At 43.5% G+C, this 17952-nt stretch carries 17 protein-coding genes and 2 riboswitches; of the genes, 10 read left to right on the forward strand and 7 right to left on the reverse strand.

Annotation, left to right across the window (positions count from 1 at the left end; translation table 11 throughout):
* Window positions 1-23 precede the first annotated feature (23 nt).
* The 4 genes from KS242_RS05055 to KS242_RS05070 all read left to right on the forward strand — a co-directional run bounded on the left by KS242_RS05055 (window position 24) and on the right by KS242_RS05070 (window position 3103).
* Entirely contained in the window at window positions 24-488 is a 465-nt protein-coding gene (locus tag KS242_RS05055; protein ID WP_217323277.1) for a VOC family protein, read from the forward strand.
* 19 nt (window positions 489-507) lie between these two features.
* Entirely contained in the window at window positions 508-1551 is a 1044-nt protein-coding gene (locus KS242_RS05060) for an NAD(P)H-dependent flavin oxidoreductase (RefSeq protein ID WP_217323278.1), read from the forward strand.
* A gap of 27 nt (window positions 1552-1578) precedes the next feature.
* Entirely contained in the window at window positions 1579-2193 is a 615-nt protein-coding gene (locus KS242_RS05065) for an NUDIX hydrolase (protein ID WP_371747599.1), read from the forward strand.
* Between the two features lie 607 nt (window positions 2194-2800).
* Window positions 2801-3103 carry a hypothetical protein gene (locus tag KS242_RS05070; protein WP_217323279.1) on the forward strand — a complete coding sequence of 101 codons (303 nt, stop codon included), beginning with the start codon at window positions 2801-2803 and terminating at the stop codon, window positions 3101-3103.
* 80 nt (window positions 3104-3183) lie between these two features.
* On the opposite strand, the gene KS242_RS05075 is transcribed toward KS242_RS05070, so the two are convergent.
* From KS242_RS05075 to KS242_RS05100, 6 genes are all read right to left on the reverse strand, one after another.
* A complete protein-coding gene (locus KS242_RS05075; protein ID WP_217323280.1) occupies window positions 3184-4185 on the reverse strand; it encodes an ABC transporter ATP-binding protein in 1002 nt (333 codons plus the stop codon).
* Window positions 4182-5180 carry an ABC transporter ATP-binding protein gene (locus tag KS242_RS05080; protein ID WP_217323281.1) on the reverse strand — a complete coding sequence of 333 codons (999 nt, stop codon included), beginning with the start codon at window positions 5178-5180 and terminating at the stop codon, window positions 4182-4184. The genes KS242_RS05075 and KS242_RS05080 overlap by 4 nt, the downstream gene beginning before the upstream one ends.
* Window positions 5181-5192: 12 nt before the next feature.
* A complete protein-coding gene (locus tag KS242_RS05085) occupies window positions 5193-6044 on the reverse strand; it encodes an ABC transporter permease (protein WP_217323282.1) in 852 nt (283 codons plus the stop codon).
* A gap of 15 nt (window positions 6045-6059) precedes the next feature.
* Window positions 6060-7007, reverse strand: a complete 948-nt coding sequence (locus KS242_RS05090) for an ABC transporter permease (protein WP_217323283.1) — start codon at window positions 7005-7007, stop codon at window positions 6060-6062.
* Window positions 7008-7079: 72 nt separating this feature from the next.
* Window positions 7080-8660, reverse strand: a complete 1581-nt coding sequence (locus KS242_RS05095; protein ID WP_217323284.1) for an ABC transporter substrate-binding protein — start codon at window positions 8658-8660, stop codon at window positions 7080-7082.
* A gap of 12 nt (window positions 8661-8672) precedes the next feature.
* A complete protein-coding gene (locus KS242_RS05100; RefSeq protein WP_217323285.1) occupies window positions 8673-9869 on the reverse strand; it encodes a M20 metallopeptidase family protein in 1197 nt (398 codons plus the stop codon).
* Window positions 9870-9978: 109 nt separating this feature from the next.
* A riboswitch (SAM riboswitch) is annotated at window positions 9979-10084 on the reverse strand.
* Window positions 10085-10277: 193 nt separating this feature from the next.
* Window positions 10278-10380: riboswitch (SAM riboswitch) on the forward strand.
* A gap of 78 nt (window positions 10381-10458) precedes the next feature.
* Between KS242_RS05100 and KS242_RS05105 the strand changes: the two genes are divergently transcribed.
* The 6 genes from KS242_RS05105 to KS242_RS05130 all read left to right on the forward strand — a co-directional run bounded on the left by KS242_RS05105 (window position 10459) and on the right by KS242_RS05130 (window position 16893).
* Entirely contained in the window at window positions 10459-11559 is a 1101-nt protein-coding gene (locus tag KS242_RS05105; RefSeq protein ID WP_217323286.1) for a methionine biosynthesis PLP-dependent protein, read from the forward strand.
* An 11-nt stretch (window positions 11560-11570) separates the two neighbouring features.
* Window positions 11571-12743 carry an aminotransferase class I/II-fold pyridoxal phosphate-dependent enzyme gene (locus tag KS242_RS05110; protein WP_217323287.1) on the forward strand — a complete coding sequence of 391 codons (1173 nt, stop codon included), beginning with the start codon at window positions 11571-11573 and terminating at the stop codon, window positions 12741-12743.
* A 14-nt stretch (window positions 12744-12757) separates the two neighbouring features.
* A complete protein-coding gene (locus tag KS242_RS05115; protein WP_217323288.1) occupies window positions 12758-13864 on the forward strand; it encodes a 5-methyltetrahydropteroyltriglutamate--homocysteine S-methyltransferase in 1107 nt (368 codons plus the stop codon).
* 301 nt (window positions 13865-14165) lie between these two features.
* A complete protein-coding gene (locus KS242_RS05120) occupies window positions 14166-14927 on the forward strand; it encodes a lipoate--protein ligase family protein (protein WP_217324070.1) in 762 nt (253 codons plus the stop codon).
* Window positions 14928-14939: 12 nt separating this feature from the next.
* Complete coding sequence (gene lipA / locus KS242_RS05125; protein ID WP_256444529.1) at window positions 14940-15863, forward strand: lipoyl synthase; 924 nt, start codon at window positions 14940-14942, stop codon at window positions 15861-15863.
* 139 nt (window positions 15864-16002) lie between these two features.
* Window positions 16003-16893: a DMT family transporter gene (locus KS242_RS05130; RefSeq protein ID WP_217323289.1), complete on the forward strand. Its 891-nt coding sequence runs from the start codon at window positions 16003-16005 to the stop codon at window positions 16891-16893.
* Between the two features lie 154 nt (window positions 16894-17047).
* Here the strand turns inward: KS242_RS05130 and KS242_RS05135 are convergent, their stop codons facing one another.
* The gene (locus tag KS242_RS05135) at window positions 17048-17920 is read right to left on the reverse strand and encodes an AraC family transcriptional regulator (RefSeq protein WP_254391857.1); all 873 of its coding nucleotides are present in this window, start codon (window positions 17918-17920) and stop codon (window positions 17048-17050) included.
* Between the last annotated feature and the right edge of the window lie 32 nt (window positions 17921-17952).

Genomic DNA, 17952 nt, shown 5'->3' on the forward strand with positions numbered 1-17952 from the left:
AGTTGGTGAAGGGGGAGTTAAGCATGATTGAAGGGTTATATGAAGCACATTTGCCGGTTAAAAACTTGAAAAGATCTATTGCATTTTATGAAGGTTTAGGACTAGAGCTGTCTCATATTCATGAAGATCGTTTAGCATTTTTCTGGATAAAGAAAAAACATAGCTGGCTTGGGCTTTGGGAATCAGATAAAGCTGATCTTGCTTACCATCCATCCATCAGACACGTAGCATTTCAAGTGAGCTTGGAGAATTTAAAAGGTGCCTCGCGATGGTTAAGAGATAGGGGTTACCAGCCGAGAGAAGCTTTTGGTTTTGGGCCTCATGAACCCTTTGTTATGGCGCATGATAATATGGCGCATGCCAAGATTCATTTTAATGATTTGGATGGAAACAGCCTGGAGCTTATTACAAAAATAGAAAACCCGAATAAGATAACCTGCCGGATGTATTTAAGCGAATGGGAGAAGAAGAACCAATCAAACGGATGACTAAGAGAGGAGCCGGAAGATGACGAACCATTTCCTTAAAGTGTTAGCCATCGATCATCCCATCATTCAGGCACCAATGGCAGGGGGCACTACGACAACAGAATTAGTTACGGCTGTGTCTGAAGCGGGCGGATTAGGGATGATTGGGGCAGGGTACTTAAATGCAGAAAGCACACGACAGCAAATTCAAGAAGTGAAGAAAAAGACAAAAAAGTCTTTTGGTATTAATCTGTTCGTTCCGCAGTCTTATCAAATAGACGAGGAGAAGATTAGGAAAGCGGAGGAAGTGATGCAGTCTATCCGGGGATCGAGCAAGGTTCGTGTATTCAAATCTTATGAGCAAACAAAAAAGGATTTCCATGATCAAGTCGCTGTGATAATAGAGGAAAAGGTACCGGTATGTTCGTTTACATTCGGTATTCCTCCTGATGAGGTAATCCACTCTCTCAAGCTGACAGGAATTTATACAATCGGCACAGCAACTACAGTGGCTGAAGCTTTAGCCGTTGAGGAGTCGGGCATGGATGCTGTCGTGATGCAGGGCAGTGAAGCGGGCGGCCACCGCGGCAATTTCTTAGCAGGAGTAGAGCAAAGTATGATTGGGCTGATGGCGCTAGTTCCCCAAACTGTCGATCAAGTAAGTATACCTGTCATTGCTGCAGGCGGCATTATGGATCGACGCGGAATACAAGCTGCCACATGTCTTGGTGCACAAGCAGCACAGCTTGGTACAGCGTTTTTAACTTGTCAGGAAAGCGGTGCACATGTGTTACATAAGCAAGTGATCCTTGAAAAGCACCAAGAAGATAGAACAATTTTAACAAGTGCTTTTTCTGGCAAGGCAGCCCGGGGTATTGAAAATAACTTTATTCGTGACATGCGTAAAGTGGAGACAGAACTACCTCCCTTTCCTATACAAAATACATTAACCAAATCGATTCGTTCCGCTGCCGCACAAAAACATGATAGAGAAACTATGAGCTTGTGGTGCGGACAAAACCCAAATGCTGCAATGCCTATCACTGTGCAGGAACTGATGCATAAACTAGTAGACGAAGCATAAAAAACAACAGGATAGTAGGTGATAGTCTTGGAAAAATGGTTAGAATGGGCAAGAAGAATGCAGGCAATCTCCCAAGCAGGACTGCATTTTTCAAAAGATGTTTTCGACAAAGAAAGATACACAGAGCTTCAGCAGCTTAGTTCAGAGATAATTGCCGCTTATACAGGGGAAACGGCAGAGCATATTGGGAAGATGTTGGCAGCAGAAAAAGGGTATCCTACGCCGAAACTTGATGTGCGGGGAATTGTTTTTAAGGATGATAAACTGCTGTTCGTGAAAGAGAAGATGGACAATCGCTGGTCTCTGCCAGGTGGTTTTTGTGAAATAGGTTTATCAGCTGGAGAGAATGTCGTAAAAGAGATAAAAGAAGAGTCAGGATTTGATGTGAAACCTGTGAAGCTGCTGGCAGTTTTGGATTCTGATAAGCACACCGACATACCACAGCTGTTTCATTATTATAAAGTTTTTCTTCAATGCGAGATTGTTGGCGGCGGAGCACTGGAGGGTGTAGAAACGAGTGAGATTGGTTTTTTCGGAGAAGCAGAGCTGCCGCCATTGTCGTTGAAGCGGAATACAGAAGAACAAATCCGACAGTTATATAAATTTTTGGATGACCAACAAAAGCAGAGTGTGTTTGATTAACGTCTTGCTTGCTTTGATTAATAAAATTACTATAATTTTCCTTAAATATCATTTCTCCAAAGATGATGTGAAGATTAGACGTAATTGAAAAGGTATATGACAAGCTATGACCCTCATACGTATGAATGAGGTGACGACTAATGACAACTAAGAATATACTCATAGATTTAGGAAGAATTGAGACCTATTTTCATGACAAAATAGATAATCGCGGGAGAGCATAAAGAATTATAGATGCTGAAAAAAGTAGAAAGAATAAAATAGCAGACGTTGCAGTCGAGCAATTGCCATCAGGTAACTACATTCTGATTGAGGATTTTAATTGTTATGCTGCATGGCTAACAGCAAAGCGGGGCTACCCGATTCTTTGTTATGTTTGTCCAAGTACATTGGAAGAAAAACGTCTGATGCACATTTTAAATACAGCAATATCTTCTACAAACAGAACGAGTTGGTTATTCAAAAATGTCCATGTGATGAGATTGATAGAAGATCATGATATGACAATAGAAAAGATTGCAAAATGCCTAAATGTCAGTGTTTCGAAAATTAGAGATTATGTATTAGACAGCCGTATACCTGCTAGTATAAAGAAGTAGCGATAGAGATGAAAGCAAAAACTGTCGTAGAGAAAATATGTAAATCACAGGATATCCCTGATGTAGTGAAACAGATTTTATACGAGCACGCGGTATTTGAAGTAGATGATAAATATAGATTGACAGGTAAGAAATTGGATTATATGAAGTTATTCTTTGCCGAGTGCGATATTCCAAACGACATATTAGACAACAGAAATAAATTAAAGGGGCTTATTAATAAATTGATTGCTACCAACTTTAGACTTAAGGAGCATATGTGGTTTTTATTAAGCCTATATCTACATCAACTTGGGCCGGAAGAAGATTAATAATTATAAAAAGTATATATGTAAGTGATAGGTACAATGGAAGACATAAAAAAGCAGCCTGCTAAAACAGGCTGCTTTTCTCATAATGTAATCTTCACTTTCTCTTCCTCACCAACAGGATAAAAGCAAGCAACTTCCTGTCCGGGTACGCCTCGTTCTTCCGGTAAAGGAATGTTTGTCTTGCAAAAATCTGTCGCTTTTGGGCAGCGGGTATGAAACACACAGCCGGATGGCGGATTGGCAGGAGAGGGAAGCTCGCCTTTTAGCACAATACGTTCACGTGCTCGTTCCTTGTCTGGATCAGGCAATGGCACAGCGGATAGCAGTGCATTCGTATAAGGGTGCTGAGCGTGCGCCTGGAATGTTTCTCGATTGGATTTTTCCATTACTTTTCCGAGATACATCACTGCAACCCGATCGGCAATGTGATTGATGACCGATAAATCATGCGCAATAAACACATAAGTCAGATTCAGTTTCTTTTGCAAATCCTGAAATAGATTGATGACCTGAGCTTGAACGGAAACATCCAGTGCGCTGACTGGTTCATCGCATACAATTAGCTTCGGTTCAAGTGCAATTGCGCGTGCAATTCCGATACGCTGTCGCTGTCCGCCGGAAAACTCATGCGGCAGCCGGTTATAATGCATATCAGGATTTAAGCCAACTAGCTCCATCAATTCTTTGACACGAGATTCTAGATTTTTCGTTTGTTTATATGCCTTCAGCGGAGCGGCAATGCTTTCGCTCGCTTTCATGCGTGGATTCAAGCTAGTATAGGGATCTTGAAAGACCATTTGCATATTGCGGCGCAGCTCGTAAATTTCCTTGGCGGATGCGTCGGTATATGACTCTCCGTTGAAAAGAATGTCGCCGGAAGTGGGCTTTTGCAGCCCAACGATGCTCCTGGCTAGTGTACTTTTTCCACAGCCTGACTCACCAACTATGCCTAATATTTCTCCTTTATTTACAGCCAAATCAACACCGTTTAATGCTTTTACTTCGCCCGTTTTCTTCTGGAATGTGCCATTCTTAATCGGAAAATGTACGTGCAAATCTTTAATTTCCAATAACGCGGTCATGACAGCAGCACTCCTTTCTTTTCTTTCTCGAATTCCGTCTGGCTGAGTATGCAAGCAGCCAAGTGTCCGGAGCCGCGTTCCCCAAGCGGCGGATCTTCCTGGAGGCACGCGTCTCTAGCAAATGGGCAGCGCGGATGGAAATTGCAGCCTTGTGGCGGATCAATAAGGTTCGGTGGCTGTCCTTCAATATGCAGCAGCCTTTCCGAAGCGCCAGCATCAAGTCTGGGAATGGATCGTAATAAGGACCATGTATAAGGCATCGCCGTCTTATAAAAAATATCGGCTGTACTAGCGGATTCAACAATTTTGCCGGCATACATAACAAGGATGCGGTCAGCAAGGTTGGCTACAACGCCAAGATCATGCGTAATCATAATAATTGCTGTTCCGTATTTTTGCTGAATGGATTTCAACAGTTCGATAATCTGTGCTTGAATCGTTACATCCAAGGCTGTTGTCGGCTCATCGGCAATAAGCAGCTTAGGTCTGGCTGCCAAGGCAATAGCGATGAGCACGCGCTGGCGCATCCCGCCGGAAAACTGATGCGGATAGCTTTGCATCCGGCGTTCTGGATCGGGAATACCGACATCTGTGAGCAATTCAATCGCTTTTTGCTGGGCTTCTTTTTTGGATAGCTTCTGATGCGTTTGGATTGCTTCCATCAGTTGTTTTCCGATTTTGAAGACCGGATTTAAGCTCGACATGGGATCTTGAAAGATCATCGCAATCTCATTCCCGCGCATATTGCGGAGCCGGCGTTTATCCATTTTTAAAATATTTTCCCCTTGAAAAAGAATTTCTCCTTTTGGATAAGTTGCCGGCGGCTCGGGATTCAGCATTGTCAGCGAGTGAGCAAGAACGCTTTTTCCGCTGCCAGATTCGCCGACGATACCAATTGTTTGACCAGCTTCAAGCCGGAAGGAGACACCATCAACTGCTTTGACAAGACCAGCTGGTGTCTCTAAATGTACATGCAAATCATTGACTTCTAGCATCGTAATTCCCCCTTAAGCAGCTGGTGCTGTTTGTTTCGGTTTGCGCTTTTTCTTTTTCTTCTTCATGCTGTGCGGATCGAAAGCATCTCGAAGACCATCACCGAGTATATTCAATGACAATACCGTAATGACAATTGCAACTCCTGGGAAGATGGAAAACCAAGGGGCAATGGTAATATAAATCTGCGACTCCTGCAGCATATTTCCCCATGTTGGCGTGGAAGGATTAACCCCGACACCGAGAAAGCTGAGCGCAGCTTCTGCCAATATTGCTTTAGCAAAGATGAAGGTGCTTTGCACAATTATTGGTGAAAGTACATTTGGCAAAACATATCGAAATAGGATGACAACGTTATTGGTTCCGGTTGTTTTGGCAGCTTCAATATACTGCGCGTTCTTAATTTGCAATACAGCTGAACGAACGACACGTGACATGACTGGGAAAAAGGCAATAGTCAATGCGATAATAATATTTGTAATACTTCCGCCAAGTGCTGCGACTAGCGCTAATGCCAGCAATAAGGCAGGGAAGGCAAGAAATCCATCTACAATACGCATGAGGATAAAATCCGTTTTACGGAAGTAGCCTGATATAAGTCCAATCAATGTACCGACGATTGTAGCGACAATTGCTACAATGACGCCGACAGCAAGTGAGACGCGAGCAGCGACGACAACCCGGGCAAAAATATCGCGCCCAAAGTCATCCGTGCCAAACCAGTGAGCAGCAGATGGTGACAGCAGCCGCTGTTCTGCGTCAATGGCGGAAGGGGAGAGTGGCAGCCACAAGTTGGCTGTGATTGTCCCTAATGCTATTAATACGAAAATAGCTAAAGCAATTAGATTCCTTTTTTTGGACAACATCGGTTATGTACCTCCTTATTCGTCATAACGAATTCTTGGATCTAGAAACGCATATAGCAGATCGACAATTAAGTTAACCAATACATAGATTGCAGCGATAAACAGCACCACACCTTGAATTACTGGATAATCGCGGCGGTGGATAGAGTCGATCAGCAGCTGTCCAATTCCCGGTATCGTGAAGAGCGTCTCAATAATAACTGTTCCGCCAAGCAAACCGGCAACGGTGGCACCAAGTACAGTTGTTGTCGGGATTAAGGCATTGGCAAAAACATGTTTCATTAACACATCGCGTTCACGAACACCCTTGGCACGGGCAGTTTTTGTATAATCCTGATTAACAGAATCAAGCATGCTGTCACGAAGCATACGGGCGATAATGCCGATTTCTACTATTGCTAACACAAATGCTGGCAGCAGCAAATGGTAAAGCCAGGATCCAAATCCTTCTGCAATTGGCATATAGCCTGCCACAGGAAAAATCGGAATCGAAACACCGAGTCCGAGTACAAGCAAGATAGCCAGCCAAAATTCAGGCACCGAGACACCGAGAAGCGATGCGGATGTGAATAAAGGATCTAAGATTGTTTTTCGCAAAGATACAATCAAGATGGCTAATGGTATCGAGATAACCAAGATGAAAAGAAGCGACAGAATCATCAAGCTCAAGGTCGGCCCAAAGTTAGTGAAAATCAATTCGGTTACCGGCTGAGCAGAGAATACACTTGTACCGAGATCGCCAGTTATGACTTGTTTCAGCCAGTCAAAAAATTGAATATACCATGGATCATTTAATCCGAGCTGCTCTTCCAGCTGTGCTACCGCTTCCGGAGATGCATCTTCTCCTAGAATAATATGTGCAGGATTTCCTGGTGTCAGGTGGACAAGTAAGAAAACGATAATGCTCACAACAAACATAACCGGAATAACAGACAAGCATCTGCGAATCGCATAACCGAGCACGTTTCTACACTCCTTTTTAATTAAAATGGAAGAGAATCGCCTGCATGTAACGCAGGCGATTCTCTGCAGGCATTACTTCGTTTTCCAAGTATTCCAGAAGCGAGGTCCATACCACTCGTCATAGCCCTGTAACTTTGTCGTGCGGGCATCCAAAGCGGAAATATTCGTCACTTTTTCAAACGGAAGCTCTTCATAAAGTGTTTTGTTAAGTTCAGCTAAAATCTGCTGCTGTTCTGTTTCATCTGCAGTTCCCCACTGTGCAAGAAGTTCTTGCCAGCGATCACTGTGATACCAGCCGCTGCTGTTATTTTCACGACTTACCATACCAGCTTGGTTTGGAGAGAAGAATGGTGACCAGCCAACAACAACCATATCCCAATTCTTTGCATCGCCCCATTTTTCCAAGTAGGTTGCCCATTCATAAGATTCTAGTTCTACCGTAAATCCAACTGCTTCTAGCTGCTGCTCTGCAATCTCAGCAATCTTTTTATAATCTGCATTGTCATTAGAGAAGATAATCTTCACCGGCTGTCCGTCATAGGAGCTTTCTTCTAACAGTTTTTTCGCTTCATCTTGATCAAAGGCAGCAAAGTCATCAATGTTTTCACCGGAATATAGTGCTGTTTGGTCTGGCGTGAACAAGGCACCGTCCAGCTCATAAAAATCGTCATTTCCGTAAGTTGCTTTCGCCATTGCTTCTTTATCTAAAGCGGCGTGAAGTGCTTGACGGACTTTCAAGTCATCAAATGGCGCTTCTGATTTATCCGGTGTGATAACGGAATAACCATTACTTGATGTGACAGCTTCTACATTTGGTGTGGAAGTGACTACTTCATACAAATCTAGCGGAATGGATTGCACATAATCATACAAATTTGTTTTCAACCCGTTGAGCATAACTTGCGGATCTTTCACCACTTTGAAATGGATAGTATCCAGGTAAGCTGTTTTTTCACCTGTCAAACCGCCCCAATCTTCTTCATCACGAGATTTGTAATCTGCAAACTTCGATAGAACAATTTCATTCCCGCTTTTCCAAGAATCAAATTGGAATGGTCCAGTACCAATAAACTGTTCATTTGTCAGCGGCTGCTCACCTGCTGCTTCGGCAATTTCAGCCGGGATGACAATTGCAGAAGCTTTTGGTGCAGCTAGGTCTGTCAGTAAAGATGTATACACGTCATTTAGTGTAATAACAATTGTTTTATCGTCTGTTGCTTCAATAGAACTGATATGGCTTGATGCAATTTTTCCGACAGAAGATACCTTTGTCCAGCGATCAAGAGATGCTTTTGCGTCATTAGCGGTGACATCTTGGCCGTTGTGGAACTTGAGACCATCACGAAGGGTGATCGTGTAGATTTTCTTGTCATCACTTACTGTATAATCTTCAGCTAGTAACGGTCGGGCCTGATAATCTTTATCTAATGCGAATAATCCTTCATAGATATGCCAGCCGATCTTTCGTGTAGCACTTTCACCGGAATACATCCAGTCCAATGTGTCAGGTTCTGAGCCCATCGCAACATTTAATTCGCCGCCTTCGACAGGTTCTCCGCTGCCGCCGGCCGAACTGCTGCTGGAATTGCTGGAGCAGCCGATTAGTGCAATTGCTCCTATTAATCCAAATAAAATAAGTGCGAGTTTCTTCAAGTTAATTCCTCCTTAGCTTCCTAATACCGAGAATACGATTTTTGTAAAAGCTTTTTCTGTCATGAGCAGGGCGCGTTCATCGATGTCAAACTTCGGATGATGGTGCGGGTAATGCGTGCTCGTATCTTCGTTGCGAGAGCCGACTTTAAAGAAGCTGCCCGGCTTCTCTTGTAAGTAATAAGCAAAATCCTCTGCACCCATGCCGGTTTCAAACGGTATAACCTGTTCTTCACCAAACTCTTCCGTAAATAGCTGTTTGAGCAAAGCTGTTTCTTCTGGGTGGTTGTAAAGAGCAGGGTAACCGTTCAAGTAATCAATAGAATACGTTGCACCAAAGCCACTCGTAATCCCAGCAACAATTGCTTCAATTTGCTCTTGTACTTGCTGACGGATACCGGCATTAAAAGTCCGGACTGTACCCTCAATTCTTGCGGTGTCTGGAATGACGTTGAACGCTTGACCGGACTGGAAAACACCAAGTGTTACGACGGCTGATTCCAACGGGCTGACGCGACGGCTGACGATTTTTTGCAGCGCGCTGACAATATCACTGCCAATAACAATTGGGTCAACTGTTTCTTGCGGTGCTGCGCCATGACCGCCTTTGCCTTGAATGGTAATCGCAAATTTATCGACAGCAGCCATCTTGAAGCCTTCGCCAACATTTACTTTTCCTACCGGAGAAGCAGAGTTGAGGTGAGCGCCATACACATAGTCGACCCCTTCAAGTGCGCCATCCTCAATCATCGCTTTTGCACCGCCTGGCGGAACCTCTTCGGCTGGCTGGAATAGAAATACTACTTTCCCCTTGAGACTATCCTTTTGTTTGAAAAGCGCTTTAGCGGTTCCGAGAAGTGCAGCCGTATGACCGTCATGTCCGCAAGCATGCATCACACCGTTTGTTTTAGAACGATAAGGAACAACTTTTTCGTCATCGATCGGCAACGCATCAAAATCTGCTCGCAAGGCGATTGTCGGCCCCTCTGTTTTTCCTGTGAGCGTGGCAACAATCCCATACCCGCCAACATTTGTCTTGATATCTTCATAGCCGAAACTTTGCAGTTTGTCAGCAATGAACTTGGCAGTCTCGGTTTCTTGGAAACTTAATTCCGGATGCTGGTGCAGGTGTCGCCGCCATTCAACAACCTCTGTAAAATTGGTTTCTAAGTCATTATGTACATCTGCTAGTGTTGTTGTATTTGTTTCCATTCTCTACCTCCTATAAAAATCTTGATATATCCAATCAAATTAATCGGGATTGTTTGCAAAAAAAATCCTCTTCAGATAGAAGAGGAGGGATGATGTCGTAATTCCGCTCTTCTTATCTTCAGTGTGTATCACACTTGGAATTAGCACAGTGCTGGTGTTAACAGCCTGCTGCTTTGGTTTCGACGGGCCATTCCCTCCACCAATCTTGATAAGAAATATCAGTTGTAAGAAACAGAATAGACGGAAAACTCTAGATTGTCAATCCTCTTTTTATACATACTTACGAAATTGCCAGCTGATGCTAAAAATATCAACAAAGAAAGTTTAATTAGCAAAAAAGTTCTAAAAAATATATTGACTGCTATTTTTTGTATGTTAGAATAACTTTAATATTAAAAATTAAATAATTTCTTATCAAGAGAGACGGAGGGAATTGGCCCTGTGATGTCTCAGCAACCAGTCGAAAAGACCCGGTGCTAAATCCAAAAGGTATCTGCCTTAAAGATAAGAAGCTGATTCGGTAATTACTGAACCTTCTTCCTTTTTGGGGAGAAGGTTCTTTTTTTTGATTAGAAGGGTGAGAAGCAGGATGAAAAACAACTTGGAAACAGCATTCGTACAATTAGGAAATCGCAGTGATCGTACAACAGGAGCAGTAAATCCGCCTTTGTATCTATCAACTGCTTATGCGCATCCGGGAATTGGCGAATCAACAGGTTATGACTATACACGTACGAAGAATCCAACTAGAACGGTACTTGAAGAAGGGTTTGCTGAGCTGGAGAAAGGTGATCGCGCCTTTGCATGCAGTTCAGGGATGGCAGCCATTCAATTGGTTTTATCTTTATTTCGCAGCGGCGATGAACTTCTTGTACCAGAAGATATATATGGCGGCACATACCGGCTGTTTGATTTCTATGAAGAAGCATACGACATAAAGCCGATCTACTCCCCATTTCGGACGGTGGAAGAGACTGCAGCTGCAATTACAGCAAATACAAAAGCCATTTTCCTTGAAACACCTACAAATCCACTTATGCAGGAGTTTTCAATTGCGGCTTACAGCGAATTAGCAAAGAATCATAATTTGCTGCTGATTGTCGACAATACATTTTTAACCCCATTTTTGCAGCAGCCAATTAAAGATGGAGCAGACATTGTTATTCATAGTGCAACGAAGTACATTGGCGGTCATAATGATGTGCTCGCCGGATTGGTTGTCAGCAAAGGCATAGAGATATCCGATCGTTTGGCGGTGCTCCATAATGGTGCAGGTGCCGTACTATCACCGCTGGATGCCTGGCTGCTCATTCGAGGGTTGAAAACATTGCCGCTAAGAATGCGGCAGCATCAATCCAATGCAGCGCGGATTGCTGCTTATCTCGAAGAAGAGCCAAAAGTGAAGGATGTCCTATACGCAGGAAAAGGCGGGATGCTATCGTTTCGTGTCCAGGACAGCAGCTGGATCGATCCGTTTCTTCGCAGCTTAAACGTCATTACATTTGCCGAGAGTCTTGGCGGGGTAGAAAGTTTTATTACTTACCCGACCACACAGACGCATGCAGACATACCCGTTGAAGAAAGAGAAGCCAGAGGTATTTGTGATCGGCTGCTTCGTTTCTCAGTCGGAATTGAAGAGGCAGAAGATTTGATTGCTGATTTGCAGCAGGCTTTTGCTAATTTGGATTAGGAGGTCATCTTATGTATAAACAACAAACAGAAACAACGTGTATCCGCGGAACACATAGAGAACAGCGCACAGGTGCGGTGAATGTGCCAATCTATTTATCTTCTACTTTTCATCAGGAGAGCTTTGACGACTTTGGTCCTTTTGATTACAGCCGCTCGGGTAATCCGACTCGCGAAGCATTGGAACAAAAAGCGGCAGAGCTGGAAGGAGGCACGCGCGCCCTGGCATTTTCATCTGGCATGGCCGCTATATCTTCTGCATTCATGCTGCTGTCAGCAGGGGATCATGTCATTGTGACAGAGGATGTGTACGGGGGAACATACCGTTTTGTAAGTGAAATTCTGCCTAAATTCCAAATTAGTTACTCTTTCGTTGATTTGACAGATCAGACTGCTGTGAGAGAAGCCATTCGTCCAAATACAAAAGTAATCTACCTGGAGACACCTTCAAATCCTTGCTTGAAAGTGACAGATATCCGTGCCATTGTTCAGCTGGCCAGACAGCATGATTGCTTAACATTTTTGGACAATACATTTTTGACGCCGCTGTATCAGCAGCCCTTGTCACTTGGAGTAGATGTGGTGATTCATAGCGCCACGAAGTTTCTGTCTGGTCACAGTGACATCATTGCCGGTCTCACAATTACAAAGGATGAGGAACTTGGCTCCCGCTTGGCGTTTATTCAAAACACATTTGGAGCGATACTCGGTGCTCAGGACAGCTATTTACTGCTCCAAGGAATGAAAACGCTAGGAGCAAGATTGCATCAATCATCAAGCACAGCAGAGCGAGTTGCTGGTTTCCTGCTTGCGCATCCACTTGTGGAAAATGTGTATTACCCTGGCTTGCCCAACCATCAGGGGCATGACATACATAAAGGGCAAGCCAGTGGAGATGGTGCCGTATTATCTTTTGTTCTGCCGAGCAGAGAGCATGCAAAGGCATTTGTAGAACAGCTGCAAATTCCAATCTTTGCTGTAAGTCTTGGGGCAGTAGAATCGATTCTATCGTATCCAGCTTCCATGTCGCATGCTGCGATGCCAGAAGCAGAGCGGAAAAAACGAGGCATAACAGATGGACTGCTTCGTTTGTCCGTCGGATTAGAACATGCAGACGATCTGCTGGAAGACCTGCAGCAAGCCTTAGCTGCTGCAGCACAAGTAACAGAGACGATAAAACCATAATGGGAGAGATGAACATGACAACGACAACAAAAACAGCACCATTCAGAGCCGATCACGTAGGAAGCTTACTGCGCCCGGAAAGCCTGCACAAGGCGAGACAGCAGTTTAAAGATGGCGATATCAGCCAGAAAGAACTTCGCGATATCGAAACAACAGAAATTAAGCGGATTGTTGACAAACAAATTGAAGTAGGTCTGGAGCTTGTGACAGACGGGGAATTCCGCAGAAGATTCTGGCATACTGATTTTCTGGAAAATTTGAATGGTATTACAGGGTATGTTCCGGACACCGGATATCTATTTAAAGGTGAAGAAACGGAACGCTACAATATTAAAAACACGGGAAAGATCTCATTTAATCCAGATCATCCATTTATTGAAGATTACAAAGTCCTTCACGAAATTGTAGACGGACGTGCAGTTGCAAAGCAGACCATTCCTAGTCCGAATCAGCTATTCCATGAAGATATCCGTGATCACAGCGTGTATCCAGATATCGAGGATTTTGCTGCTGATGTGATTCAAGCTTATCGTGATGCAATTCAAGCATTCTATGATGCTGGTGTCCGTTATTTACAGCTGGATGATGTATATATCGCGGGATTATCTTCACCTGATTTAAAACTAAGTGGGGACCATTCCAGGGAATTTCTAATTGATTTAGCGCGCCGTGTTATCAATGGTGTGCTGGAAGGCAAACCAGAAGATTTGGCAGTGACAACACATCTGTGCCGCGGAAACTATCGTTCTACTTACATGTTTGGAGGCAGCTATGATCTTATTGCCAAAGACTTGCTGGCAAAGGAAAAAGTAGATGGTTTCTTCTTAGAGTACGATGATGAGCGTTCTGGCTCGTTTGAACCGCTTGCTTACATTCCAGAAGGTGGAGCAAGGGTTGTTATAGGAGTCGTAACATCCAAGTTTGGTGAATTGGAAGATAAAGAATATGTCATTAAACGTATCGAGGAGGCAGCAAAGTATGTGCCGTTAGATCAAATTTGCCTTAGCCCGCAATGTGGCTTTGCTTCCACACATCATGGCAATAAACTAACAGAAGAACAGCAGTGGGATAAGCTGCGCTTTATTGTGGATGTTGCGAACACTGTTTGGGAAGACAAGTAAGGACAAAAAGACCGTCAATTTTAATTGACGGTCTTTTTCGTGCACGAGGTGACAGGTTAAGCGCAGGAAGCCATGCCAGTACAGATATTATAACATTTGCAATCTCTTAGAAATTTCCATGGAAGAAAAGATACAATTATCCTAGTATAATAGTCGGTTTTTAAGAAAGCGGTTGCGATTTGCACTTAACGGGAGCTAAAATGGAAAATGTTGAGATTATTTAAACTTTTTAAACTAAGAAGGTGACAATGTGCAGAATTGGATTTTCTGGGACGACGGTGATCATTCCCCTGCCTTTAACATGGCAGCTGATGACATGCTGATGCAATGGCACCGAGAGGGACAGATCGCCCCGGTATTGCGTTTTTATGGGTGGAAGCCTGGTGGTTTTTCGATTGGCTATTTTCAAAAGACGAATAAGAGGTTCGATTTGGACGAAATTCAAAGGCGAGGATTTGAATTGGTGCGTCGTCCAACTGGCGGACAGGCTGTTCTGCACCATAACGAACTAACGTATAGCATGATAGTTTCAGAAGACTATCCTGGTATGCCATCGACTATTAAAGAAGCATACAAGGTATTATCAGAAGGACTGCTGCTTGGATTTGCAAATCTTGGTATCAGAGCAGATTTTGCTATACCGGTTGATTCCAAGCCAAAAGGTACAGCGAATTGTTTTGAGGAAGCTTCTTGGTATGAAATCAATGTCGATGGAAGAAAAACGGCCGGCAGTGCGCAGACACGGCAGAGAGGTGTCATTCTCCAGCATGGATCAATTCCAATTTGGCTTGATCTGGAGGATTTATTGGAATTATTTATCTATCCGAATGAACGAGTGAAAGAACGTACGTACAAAAGTTTCGCCAAAAAGGCAGCCAGTTTGCAGGAATTTATTCCGCCCGAAACGACCATTGAAGATATACGCGCTGCGTTCTTAGACGGTTTTCAAAAAGGGCTGGGTGTAACGTTTGAAAGATTGGAGTTATCAGCAGATCAACTAGAAGTAATTGAACAGCTAGCGAAGGAAAAATACCAGAATCACGAATACTTATATGCACGTTAAGGAGGAACGGAAATGGTAAAAAAAACAATGGCAGAGCGGCGGGAAGGCATGCTCCGCAAACCGGAATGGCTGAAAATTGATTTCAATACGAACGAAGATTATATGGATCTAAAGAAAATGATGCGGGAAATGAATTTACATACAGTATGTGAAGAAGCCAAATGCCCGAATATTTATGAATGCTGGTCTGTGCGGAAAACGGCAACATTTATGATTCTAGGTTCCATCTGTACAAGAGGCTGTCGATTCTGTGCCGTCACATCTGGCAAACCAACAGAGCTTGATTGGGCTGAGCCGGAGCGAGTTGCTGATTCTGTTGCCAAGATGGGATTGCGTCATGCAGTTGTAACAGCTGTTGCACGTGATGATTTGGAAGATGGCGGATCCGCAGTATTTGCAGAAACGGTACGTGCAATTCACCGTAAAATGCCAAATACAACAGTGGAAGTATTGCCATCTGATATGAAAGGGACATACGAAAGCATTAAAACATTGATGGACAGCAAGCCGGATATCTTTAACCATAATATTGAAACAGTGCGTCGACTTACGCCGTCCGTTCGCCACCGTGCCACATATGATCGTTCACTTGAATTGCTTGATCGTGTAAAAACAATTGCACCTGATGTGCCGACCAAGTCCAGCATCATGCTCGGTTTAGGTGAGACAAAAGAAGAAATCATTCAAGCGATGGATGATTTGCGGGAACATCGGGTGGATATTATGACAATTGGCCAATACTTACAGCCATCTTTCAAGCACTTGAAAGTTCAGAAATACTATCATCCAGATGAATTCGCGGAACTAAAAGCAATTGCATTGCAAAAAGGCTTCAGCCATTGTGAAGCAGGCCCTATGGTCCGTTCCTCCTATCACGCAGATGAACAAGTAAATCCAGAAGCCAGACAGCGTCAGTTTGGCGGCTGTGCGCAATAAAACAAAAGGAACATGCCTGGTAGGTATGTTCCTTTACTATTGGTACATACGTAATCCCTAAATATAGAGTTGTTTGGTATAACTGAATAAAGCTAACTAACAAACCAAATATTCCAGTCACAAGTGAGGAGGGGTCGTTATGCAGTCGAACCGGGTTGCCATTCTTTTAATACTTTCTATTATTGCTATATCTTTTGCGGCGATCTTCGTGAAGTGGTCTGATGCGCCAGCTTCGATTCTCAGTATGAACCGTATGTACTTGGCTTGCATTTTTCTTTTGCCGGTTGTTTGGGTGAATAGGAAAGAATTTAAGAGAATTGGTAGAAAAGAGGCCGTGTTTTTCGTCTTGGCAGGTGCTTGTTTAGCGGCACATTTTGCACTTTGGTTCAGTTCTTTAAAACTGACAACTGTGGCGAGCTCTACCATCATTCTTTCTCTCCAGCCGATTGTTGCAATGGCTGGGGGATTTATTCTGTATAAAGAGCGAGCGTCAAAAACAGTTGTTTTAACTATTTGTATTTCTATTATAGGTGTTGTGATGGTTGGGTGGGGAGACTTTGGTTTACAATCATCAACCGTTCTGATTGGAGATTTGTTATCTTTCTGCAGTGTTATTGCTGTTGTTGGGTATTTGTTAATCGGTCAAAATAATGTAAAGAAAGTATCGCACTGGATCTACAGCTTTTGTGTCTTCTTGTCAGCAGCTATGTGGCTGAATATCTACAATCTTGCAGCAGGCATTCCAATTCGCGGTTATAATTTTGATGAATGGAAAATCTTTATTTTATTGGCTATTTTCCCGACAATAGCGCATGTCATCTTCAATCTGTTATTAAACTATGTTAATACAACTGCCATATCCATGAGTGTGCTAGGTGAACCTGTGGGCGCCACGCTTCTTGCAGTTTGGCTGTTAGGTGAAAAATTGACTTGGCTTCAGCTTGCAGGCGGGGCGATTGCTTTGATTGGAGTGCTGCTGTTTTTGGTACGGCAGAATAGTGAGTATGATGTGATGAAAGACGAGACATAGTCGAGAGCGGAATGACGTGAGGTAGGATCAAAGAAACTTTATTATATTTGCTGTAAGAGAAAAACCAAACGGTACTGCTTAAATTACAATGCCGTTTTGTTTTTATTTTGTTTAAGTTACATCGTGAATAAGGGTTATCAGCAATGCCTTTTTCTTATAACAATTCTCGCAGACGCCGTATGTCTTTGATTGGGGACAGACCGAACCTTCGGCTGTATTCTCGGCTGAAATGTGATGGACTTTCATACCCTACCTGGAACGCAGCCTCAGCTGCTTCCAGGTTTTCTGTTAAGAGCAATCGGCGTGCTTCCTGAAGACGGAGTTGTTTCTGGTACTGGACGGGACTCATGCCTGTAACTTCCTTAAAATGGCTATAAAACGAGGAAGAGCTCATATTGGCCTCTTTCGCCAATTCGTCTACCTTTAGGGGCTGTATGAATTCCCGGTTCAGCATTTTAAGTACTTTCGCAATTCGCTGCCCGTGACTTCCTGCAAGCGCAAAATGCTTCATGGAATCATTGTAATCTTGCTGCAGAACACGGTAAATGATCTCTCGCTTAATACTGGTTCCAAGTACTGGTATATCCTGCGGGGTTTCTAGCAGCTTGATGAGCCGCAGCACGGCTTCGATAAGCGAGTTGTCTACCTGATTGATGACTAGACCACGACTTGGGGATTTGTCTTGGGTAATTTGAGTTGAGGATTGAAGCACTTCTAAAACTAAATTCATATCAAGCTGTAATCTTACACTTAAATAAGGACTTTCCGGTGAAGCCTTTACTACTTGCCCTGTGATTGGCAGATGAACAGAAGCAGTCAAATAACTGGCCGAATCGTATGTATAGCTTTCATCTCCTAGCATCACCATCTTTGAGCCCTGTGCCACGACACATAGGGAAGGTTCATAAACAGTGTATACAGGATCAGATACTCGAGAAGCTCGAACAAGCTGTAAGCCAGGTATAGATGTGTCATGTGTTCCATCCGCTGTTGCACTTCGCTCTATTGACACTACTAGTTCCTTCATTCTGTGCAATAACAACTCCTCCATTACCATTT

The sequence above is a fragment of the Terribacillus sp. DMT04 genome, from assembly GCF_019056395.1.
GTDB lineage: Bacteria > Bacillota > Bacilli > Bacillales > Amphibacillaceae > Terribacillus > Terribacillus aidingensis_A.

Coding starts and splice junctions, on each gene's coding strand:
- KS242_RS05055 (WP_217323277.1), top strand. CDS start 24: ATGATTGAAGGGTTATATGAAGCACATTTGCCGGTTAAAAACTTGAAA.
- KS242_RS05060 (WP_217323278.1), top strand. CDS start 508: ATGACGAACCATTTCCTTAAAGTGTTAGCCATCGATCATCCCATCATT.
- KS242_RS05070 (WP_217323279.1), top strand. CDS start 2,801: ATGAAAGCAAAAACTGTCGTAGAGAAAATATGTAAATCACAGGATATC.
- KS242_RS05075 (WP_217323280.1), bottom strand. CDS start 4,185: ATGACCGCGTTATTGGAAATTAAAGATTTGCACGTACATTTTCCGATT.
- KS242_RS05080 (WP_217323281.1), bottom strand. CDS start 5,180: ATGCTAGAAGTCAATGATTTGCATGTACATTTAGAGACACCAGCTGGT.
- KS242_RS05085 (WP_217323282.1), bottom strand. CDS start 6,044: ATGTTGTCCAAAAAAAGGAATCTAATTGCTTTAGCTATTTTCGTATTA.
- KS242_RS05100 (WP_217323285.1), bottom strand. CDS start 9,869: ATGGAAACAAATACAACAACACTAGCAGATGTACATAATGACTTAGAA.
- KS242_RS05105 (WP_217323286.1), top strand. CDS start 10,459: ATGAAAAACAACTTGGAAACAGCATTCGTACAATTAGGAAATCGCAGT.
- KS242_RS05110 (WP_217323287.1), top strand. CDS start 11,571: ATGTATAAACAACAAACAGAAACAACGTGTATCCGCGGAACACATAGA.
- KS242_RS05115 (WP_217323288.1), top strand. CDS start 12,758: ATGACAACGACAACAAAAACAGCACCATTCAGAGCCGATCACGTAGGA.
- KS242_RS05120 (WP_217324070.1), top strand. CDS start 14,166: ATGGCAGCTGATGACATGCTGATGCAATGGCACCGAGAGGGACAGATC.
- lipA (WP_256444529.1), top strand. CDS start 14,940: ATGGTAAAAAAAACAATGGCAGAGCGGCGGGAAGGCATGCTCCGCAAA.
- KS242_RS05130 (WP_217323289.1), top strand. CDS start 16,003: ATGCAGTCGAACCGGGTTGCCATTCTTTTAATACTTTCTATTATTGCT.
- KS242_RS05135 (WP_254391857.1), bottom strand. CDS start 17,920: ATGAAGGAACTAGTAGTGTCAATAGAGCGAAGTGCAACAGCGGATGGA.